The following is a 7,643-nucleotide window of genomic DNA, read 5'->3' on the forward strand; positions in this document are numbered from 1 at the left end:
CTACAAAAATTGTAGCTCCTGCGACATATATCGCTGCGCATTTCGCCCAAACCCCCAGCCCTGCGGGCTTCTGGCCAGTTGGCACAGTCCCTGCTCTATCCCTTGGCAAGCGCAGACAGCGCGCTCCTCCAAGGCCCTTTACCTAAAGGAAAGGCAGATGATCAACTGGCATATCGTGTGTGACTTCGACGGGACCATTACCCCCACCGATGTCATCGACAACGTCCTCCAACGCTTCGCCGGCCCCGAGTGGGAAACCATTGAGCAGGAATGGCTGGATGGGCATATCGGTTCACGCGAATGCCTGAGCCGCCAACTGGCGCTGATCAAGGCCACCCCGGCTGAACTGCTGGCGTACTTCGACAGCGTCGAGATCGACCCGGACTTCCCGGACTTTGTCGATCACGTCATGGGCCTGGGTGCCTCGATCGAAGTGGTCAGCGACGGCATCGAGCAGGGCATTGCCCGCATCCTTTCGCGCAACTACGTGACCTTGTTGCCGATCCTCGCCAACCGCCTGCGCCAGGTCGACCAGGACAGCTGGCGCATCGACTTCCCGTATGCCAGCGATGCCTGCCGCGCCGCTTCGGGCAACTGCAAGTGCAAATCCACGCCGCGCAACAAGCGCGTGCTGGTGATCGGCGACGGCAAGTCCGACATGTGCGTGGCCTCCACCGCGGACTTCGTGTTTGCCAAGGGCAGCCTCGCCGACTACTGCGTCGCCCACCAGATTCCTCACGCGCGCTTCGACACCTTTGCGCAAGTGCCGGCGTTGCTGGCCAAGCTGCCACAAGGCCTCGCTGCCAACGCCACCACCTTCAACACCTCTTCTGACCATCAGGAACTCTTCCATCATGTCTGATATCCGTATCGCTACCGCCGAAGACCAGGTGCTTCTGGATAAAGAAGCCAAGTACTGCTCCTACGGCGACACCGTTCACTACATCGAGCCACCGCGTATCTTCAGCCGTTGCGAAGGCTCGTATGTATGGGACACCGAAGACCAGGCCTACCTCGACCTGCAAATGTGGTACTCGGCCGTCAACTTCGGCTATGCCAACCCGCGCCTGAACAACGCGCTGAAAAAGCAGATCGATACGCTGCCGCAAATCGCCAGCCAGTACCTGCACAAAGGCAAGATCGAGCTGTCGGAAATGATCGCGGTCGATGCCAAGAACAAATTCGGTCTCGATGGTCGCGTGCACTTTAACGTCGGCGGCTCGCAGTCCATCGAGGACTCCCTGAAAGTGGTGCGCAACGCGAGCAACGGCAAAAGCCTGATGTTCGCCTTCGAAGGCGGCTACCACGGCCGCACCCTCGGCGCCTCGTCGATCACCTCCAGCTTCCGCTATCGTCGTCGCTACGGCCACTTTGGCGAGCGCGCCAATTTCATCCCCTTCCCTTACCACTTCCGTGGCCCGAAGGGCATGACCAAGGAAGAGTACGGCAGCCATTGCGTGCAGCAGTTCGCCCGCTTGTTCGAGACCGAATACAACGGTGTCTGGGACCCTAAAACCAACCAGTGCGAATACGCAGCTTTCTATGTCGAGCCGATCCAGGGCACCGGTGGCTACGTGATCCCGCCGATGAACTTCTACCGCGAGCTCAAGCACGTCCTGGACCAGCACGGCATCCTGATGGTGTCCGACGAAATCCAGATGGGCTTCTACCGCACCGGCAAGCTCTGGTCGATCGAGCACTTCGACGTACAACCGGACGTGATCGTGTTCGGCAAGGCGTTGACCAATGGTCTTAACCCATTGGGCGGTATCTGGGCCCGTGAAGAGTTGATCAACCCGAAGGTGTTCCCGCCAGGTTCGACTCACTCCACCTTCGCCTCCAACCCGTTGGGTACCGCGGTGGGCCTGGAAATGTTCAAGATGACCAGCGAAGTCGACTACGGTGCCATGGTCATGGCCAAGGGCAAATACTTCCTGGAAGGCCTGCAAGACTTGCAAAAACGCTTCCCCATCATCGGCGATGTGGACGGCCTGGGCCTGGCGCTGCGCTGCGAGATCTGCGGCCCGGATGGCTTCACCCCGGACAAGGCGACCCTGGACTACATGGTCGAAGAAGGCATGAAAGGCGACATGGTGGTAGACGGCCAGAAACTCGGGTTGATCCTCGACGTGGGCGGTTACTACAAGAACGTGATCACCCTGGCGCCGTCCCTGGAGATCAGCTACCCGGAAATCGACCTGGGCCTCAAGTTGCTGGAGCAACTGCTGGTGCGAGCGACCACGCGGTGAATGCTCAAGGGATCGACCTCGGTGAAGGCACTGCCGGCTTCGTTCTCGGTGATGGTCCGGTCGGGATCCTGTTGATCCACGGCCTGACCGGCACACCGACCGAATTGCGCCAGGTCGCCAAGGGCCTGGCCAAGGCGGGCAACTGCACGGTGTACGTACCCACGCTGGCCGGGCACTGCGGTGACAACAGCGACTTGCAAGCTACGGGGTGGCAGGACTGGTACGAAGGCGTGCGCAAGACCTTCGTACAGGTCAAGCAGCGCCACGCCCAGGTGTTTGTCGGTGGCTTGTCGATGGGCGCGGTGATGTCGATGTATGTGGCGTCCGAACACCCAGGGCAAGTTGCCGGGTTGCTGATGTATTCCACCACCTTGAAGTACGACGGTTGGAGCATCAACAAACTGGCGTTTCTCACGCCCTTGCTGATGAAGATTCCGTTCGGCGTGCACATTTGCAGCTTCGAAGAGAAGCCGCCCTACGGCATCAAGAACGAGCGCCTGCGGGCCATCGTCGAGCGGCAGATGAAGGAAGGCGAAAGCAGCGAGGCGGGGTTGCTGACCATGGAAGGCATCACCGTGCGCGAGCTGCACCGCATGAACGCCGTGGTCAAGAAACGCATGCCGCAGATCAAGGTGCCGGCGCTGGTGCTGCATTCCATCGAGGACGACATCACCAGCCGCTGGAATGCCGATTACGTAGAGCGCCACCTCGGCGGGCCGGTGACCAAGATCCTGTTGGACAACTGCTACCACATGATCACCGTGGATTTGCAGTACCGGCGGGTGATCGAGTTGAGTGCCAGGTTTGTCGAGCAGCACGCAGTCTTCAAGCCAACGCAGGTCAATGTGGGAGCGGGCTTGCCCGCGATGGCATCACTGCGGTCTGCCTGACGCACCGAGGCGCCTGCATCGCAGGCAAGCCAGCTCCCACATTGGATCGGCGTTCGCCATAGAAATAAGGGCAATCTGTGATAACCACCCACGCCTACCCGACCATCCGGGCTATCCAGCGCGATGCCTGGAACGATTGTTTTCCCGGTGCCCTGGAGGATTGGGACTATTACCTGGCCGTGGAAAACGCCGCGATCGATGACTTTCAGTGGCGTTACCTGGCGGTCTTTGAGGACCAAACGCTGGTGGCCGTGGCGGCCGCGTTCATCACCCATTATCGCCTCGACACCACCGTGTCGGGGGCTGGCAAGCGCTTGACCGAGCGCCTGGAGCGGCTGTGGCCGGGGGCTCTGCAATTGGCGTTGTACGCCATCGGTTCGCCGGTGGCTGAACGCTGTGATGCTGGGGTCGCCAGCCATGTGCCCGAATCCCGGCGCGCGTTGCTGTTGCAGCAGTTACTGGCGGCTGCGCGCAGCGATGCCGATGCGCTCGGTATCGGCTTGCTGGCGGTCAAGGATGCGCCCACCAACGACCCGCATTGGGCCCAGAGCTGCCTTGCCGCCGGTTTTCAAAGCATGCCCAGCTTGCCCACCGGGGTGTTGCCGCTGCCTTATGGCTCGGTGGATGCCTACCTCGGCTCGCTGGGCAAATCCACGCGCAAGGACCTGCGTCGCAAACTGCGCGCACCGGGCCCGCGGGTCGAGTGGCGGCGTAATATCGACGACGTGCTGCCCGAGGTCATGCGCCTGTATGAAGCCACGCTTGCGCGCGCAGACTTGCAGTTCGAGCGCCTGCCCGCCGGTTACTTCACGGGCGTGCTCGAACACCTGCACGAGCGGGCGGTCTGTGTTCTGTACTGGGTGGACGAGCGCCTGGTGGCGTTCAACCTTATCCTGCTGGACGAGCATCGGCTGGTGGACAAGTTCTTTGGCCATGACCTTGAGTTCAGCCGTGAATACAACCTGTACTTCCGCAGCTGGCTGACTAATGTCGACTACTGTATTGAACATCGTATTGCGCTGTACGAGTGCGGCCAGGCCGGGTATGCCAGTAAACTGCGCCTGGGGTGCGAGTTCGAGGGCAACAGCCTGTTCTTCCGCCACCGCAACCGGCTGGTCAACGGCCTGCTCAAGCTTGTAAAACTGTTTATTCGACCGGATCGTTCCGACCCTGCCATGGCTGCTGCGATAAGCGAAACCTGATGATTACCAAGACCCGCCAGAAAGCCCGCCCCTTTGCCATTTCGCGTTGGAGCGTCCAGCGCAAGCTGGTGCTGGCGTTCTGGCTGGTCAGCGTGATTCCCACCATGATCGCGGCTGAACTGGCCGCCACCACGCTGTCGCAGATTTTCGACAGCAACGTGCGGATCTGGCTGCAAGAGTCGACCAAGATCGTCAAGGACGAAATCGGCGACATCCTTCACGACAACGCGCGCATGGCCAAGCTGTTCCTGCGCTACACCAGCCCGCCGTCGTCCAAAAATGCCGAGAAGCATGACCGGCTCACCGCCGACATTGCCGATGCCACCGATATCGACGTGGTGGCGCTGATTCGCACCAGCGACCGTAAAGTGATGTTCAGCACGGCCGCCGATGACATCGTCAGGCAGATCAACCTCACCAGCAACGCGGTGCTGCAGACTGTGCAAGTCGCCGGCGTGAGCACGGGCCTGGTGGTGTCCACCTTCGAAACCAGCCGTGACGGCGTGGATTACCTGTTGCTGGTCGCCACTTACCTGGACAGCAGTTTCCTCACCAGCGTGGCCGATGTGCATTCCCTCGACCTGCGTTTGTACCTGGCCAACCCTGCCGGTTTCTCCGAGATATTTTCCACCCAGCGCTTCGCCAATCACCCCTCGCGCATTCCCAAGAATGTCGAAGCCTACCTGCGCAGCACCAAGCAGCCCAGCGAGCAGTTCACTAACCAGTACAGCGGTTTGTATTGGCCGATCTTCAATGACGCCGGCGAGTTGCAAGGCGTGATTTTCAGCGGCCTGCTACGCCATACCAGCCTGGTGGGGCTGGTGAACCAGAGCAACCTGTTCGTGCTGATCTTCCTGGTCAGCTCGGCGCTGTCACTGGCGGCCGGGTTGTTGGTGTCGCGGCGTCTGACCAAGCCCCTGCGCGATTTGTCCCAGGGCGTGGATGCGGTGATCTCGGGCAGTTACGCGCACCGCGTAGTGGTCAGTGGCGGTGACGAACTGGCGCAATTGAGCAGCACCTTCAACCACATGACCGAACGCCTGGGCGAGTTGCATCACCTGGAAGCCCAACTGCGTCGGCGTGACCGCTTGCACGCCCTGGGGGAAGTCGCCATGGGCCTGGCCCACGAAATTCGCAACCCGCTGGGCATCATCAAGACCGCCACCCAACTGTTGCATCGGCGCGCTGACCTGGCGGAAACCGACAAGCGCCATCTGGAATATGTCATCAGCGAGGTCAGCCGCATCAACGAGCTGATTACTGAGTTCCTCGATTTCGCCAAGCCCAACCCGCCGATACGCGTGCAGCAACCGGCACGCGCCCTGGTGGAAGAAATCCTCGGTTTCTGCGGCCCGGAGCTGAGTAGCCATCGCATTGACGCGCAGATTGACGACCAGGCGCCTGGCGCGACGATCTACGCCGATGCCAAGCAGCTCAAGCAGGCGTGTCTCAACCTGATTCTCAACGCCATCGACGCGATGCCCGACGGCGGGCGCCTGACCCTGGGCATTCGCAGCGTGGGCGACAACACCGTGATCAGCATCGCCGATACCGGCGAGGGCATCCCGGCGGACATGGTGGAGCGTATCTTCACGCCATTCGTCACCACCAAGGCCTCGGGCACGGGCCTGGGCCTGGCCAAAGTCTATTCGATCATGGAAAGTCACGACGGCAGCATCGAATGCGCCAGCGAGAAAGATGCCGGCGCGACCTTCAGCCTGTACATTCCGGCTGACGGTGAAGACGACGGTGAAGATGAGGACGGGCATGACGCATAACGTATTGGTGGTCGACGACGAGCCCAAGCTCTGTGATCTGCTGACCCAGGCCTTGAGCCAGAACGGCATCCAGGTGTTCAGCGCGGGCAATGGCCTGCACGCGCTCAAGGTGCTGGGGGAGGAGGACATCGACCTGGTCATCAGCGACTGGCGCATGCCGGGCATGGACGGGCCGGCGTTGCTGGCCGAGATCAAGGTGCGTTATCCGACCTTGCCGGTGATCGTGATGACGGCCTACAGCACGGTAAAAAATGCCGTGCAGTCGATGCGTAACGGTGCCTATGACTACATTGCCAAGCCGTTCGATATCGACGAGCTGGACATTACCGTGGCCAAGGCCCTGCAATTTCGCGACATCATGCGCGACAACGCGCGCATGCGCGCCGAGCTGGACGAACATGCACAGTTCGACAGCCTGGTGGGCGACAGCCCGGCGTTTCGCCAGGTGCTCCAGGCGGTGGACTCAGTACGCGACAGCAACGCCACCATCCTGCTGACCGGCGAAAGCGGCACTGGCAAGGAGATGGTCGCCCGCGCCATCCACAAGCATGGCAGCCGTGCCGACCAACCCTTCGTGGCGGTCAATTGCGCGGCCATCCCTGAAGGCTTGCTGGAAAGCGAAATGTTTGGCCATCGCAAAGGCGCGTTCACCGGCGCCGTGGCTGACCGGGTAGGGCGCTTCATGCAGGCCGACAAGGGCACGCTGTTTCTGGATGAGGTGGGTGATATGCCCTTGGCGTTGCAGGCCAAGATTCTGCGCGCCTTGCAGGAACGGGTTATCGAGCCGGTAGGCGACCCCCGCGAGCGCAAGGTGGATGTACGGGTAATTGCCGCCACCAACAAGAACTTGCTGGATGCGGTGGCGGCCAAGGAATTTCGCGAAGACCTGTATTACCGCCTCAATGTCTTCCCGATTCCTTTGCCGTCCTTGCGCGAACGCGTGGAAGACATCGCGCCCCTGGCGCGCCACTTCGCCCACACCCTGAGCGCGACCACCGGCAAACGCATCACCGGTTTCAGCCCTGAGGCGTTGCAGGCCATGGCGGCGTATCACTGGCCGGGCAACATCCGCGAGCTGCAAAACTGCGTGGAGCGCGCAACCATCGTGGCGGCTTCATCGGTGATCGAGGATATTGATTTGCCGGGGTATCTGTTTGCTTCCAAACCGAGCGAGGGCGATGTGACCGCGATCCTCAGCGACGGGCCGGGCGTGCCGCGGGATCTGGATGCGGCGCTGGCTGAGGTGGAGAAAGCCTACATTCTGGCGGCGCTGCAGGAGAGCAATGGGGTGCAGGCCGCGGCGGCGCAGCGGATCGGGATTTCCGAGCGCAGCTTTTGGTATCGCCTGAAGAAGCTGGGGATTCAGGTAGACAAGATCGTGCGCTGATCTGAGTGTGGGAGCTGGCTTGCCTGCGATTGCGGCCTGACAGCCGACACTGATCTACCTGACACACCACCATCCAAATGTGGGAGCTGGCTTGCCTGCGAAGACGGCCTGCCAGTCAACACAGTTGGACAGGGTAC

6 protein-coding genes are annotated in these 7,643 nt (G+C 61.2%); all 6 read left to right on the forward strand.

Annotation, left to right across the window (positions count from 1 at the left end; genetic code table 11):
• Window positions 1-157 precede the first annotated feature (157 nt).
• The 6 genes from A7K61_RS22645 to A7K61_RS22670 all read left to right on the forward strand — a co-directional run bounded on the left by A7K61_RS22645 (window position 158) and on the right by A7K61_RS22670 (window position 7,506).
• Entirely contained in the window at window positions 158-862 is a 705-nt protein-coding gene (locus tag A7K61_RS22645; protein ID WP_044272140.1) for an MtnX-like HAD-IB family phosphatase, read from the forward strand.
• Complete coding sequence (locus tag A7K61_RS22650; protein ID WP_032893337.1) at window positions 855-2,249, forward strand: aspartate aminotransferase family protein; 1,395 nt, start codon at window positions 855-857, stop codon at window positions 2,247-2,249. The genes A7K61_RS22645 and A7K61_RS22650 overlap by 8 nt, the downstream gene beginning before the upstream one ends.
• Window positions 2,246-3,139, forward strand: a complete 894-nt coding sequence (locus A7K61_RS22655; RefSeq protein WP_069558419.1) for a carboxylesterase — start codon at window positions 2,246-2,248, stop codon at window positions 3,137-3,139. The genes A7K61_RS22650 and A7K61_RS22655 overlap by 4 nt, the downstream gene beginning before the upstream one ends.
• 77 nt (window positions 3,140-3,216) lie before the next feature.
• Entirely contained in the window at window positions 3,217-4,341 is a 1,125-nt protein-coding gene (locus A7K61_RS22660) for a GNAT family N-acetyltransferase (RefSeq protein WP_069558420.1), read from the forward strand.
• Window positions 4,341-6,119 carry a HAMP domain-containing sensor histidine kinase gene (locus A7K61_RS22665; RefSeq protein WP_032893334.1) on the forward strand — a complete coding sequence of 593 codons (1,779 nt, stop codon included), beginning with the start codon at window positions 4,341-4,343 and terminating at the stop codon, window positions 6,117-6,119. The genes A7K61_RS22660 and A7K61_RS22665 overlap by 1 nt, the downstream gene beginning before the upstream one ends.
• Window positions 6,109-7,506: a sigma-54 dependent transcriptional regulator gene (locus A7K61_RS22670; RefSeq protein ID WP_014717128.1), complete on the forward strand. Its 1,398-nt coding sequence runs from the start codon at window positions 6,109-6,111 to the stop codon at window positions 7,504-7,506. The genes A7K61_RS22665 and A7K61_RS22670 overlap by 11 nt, the downstream gene beginning before the upstream one ends.
• The last annotated feature ends 137 nt before the right edge of the window (window positions 7,507-7,643 follow it).

This window comes from Pseudomonas sp. AP42, assembly GCF_001728935.1.
In the GTDB taxonomy this organism is placed as follows: Bacteria; Pseudomonadota; Gammaproteobacteria; order Pseudomonadales; family Pseudomonadaceae; genus Aquipseudomonas; species Aquipseudomonas lactis.

Coding starts and splice junctions, on each gene's coding strand:
- A7K61_RS22645 (WP_044272140.1), top strand. CDS start 158: ATGATCAACTGGCATATCGTGTGTGACTTCGACGGGACCATTACCCCC.
- A7K61_RS22670 (WP_014717128.1), top strand. CDS start 6,109: ATGACGCATAACGTATTGGTGGTCGACGACGAGCCCAAGCTCTGTGAT.
- A7K61_RS22665 (WP_032893334.1), top strand. CDS start 4,341: ATGATTACCAAGACCCGCCAGAAAGCCCGCCCCTTTGCCATTTCGCGT.
- A7K61_RS22650 (WP_032893337.1), top strand. CDS start 855: ATGTCTGATATCCGTATCGCTACCGCCGAAGACCAGGTGCTTCTGGAT.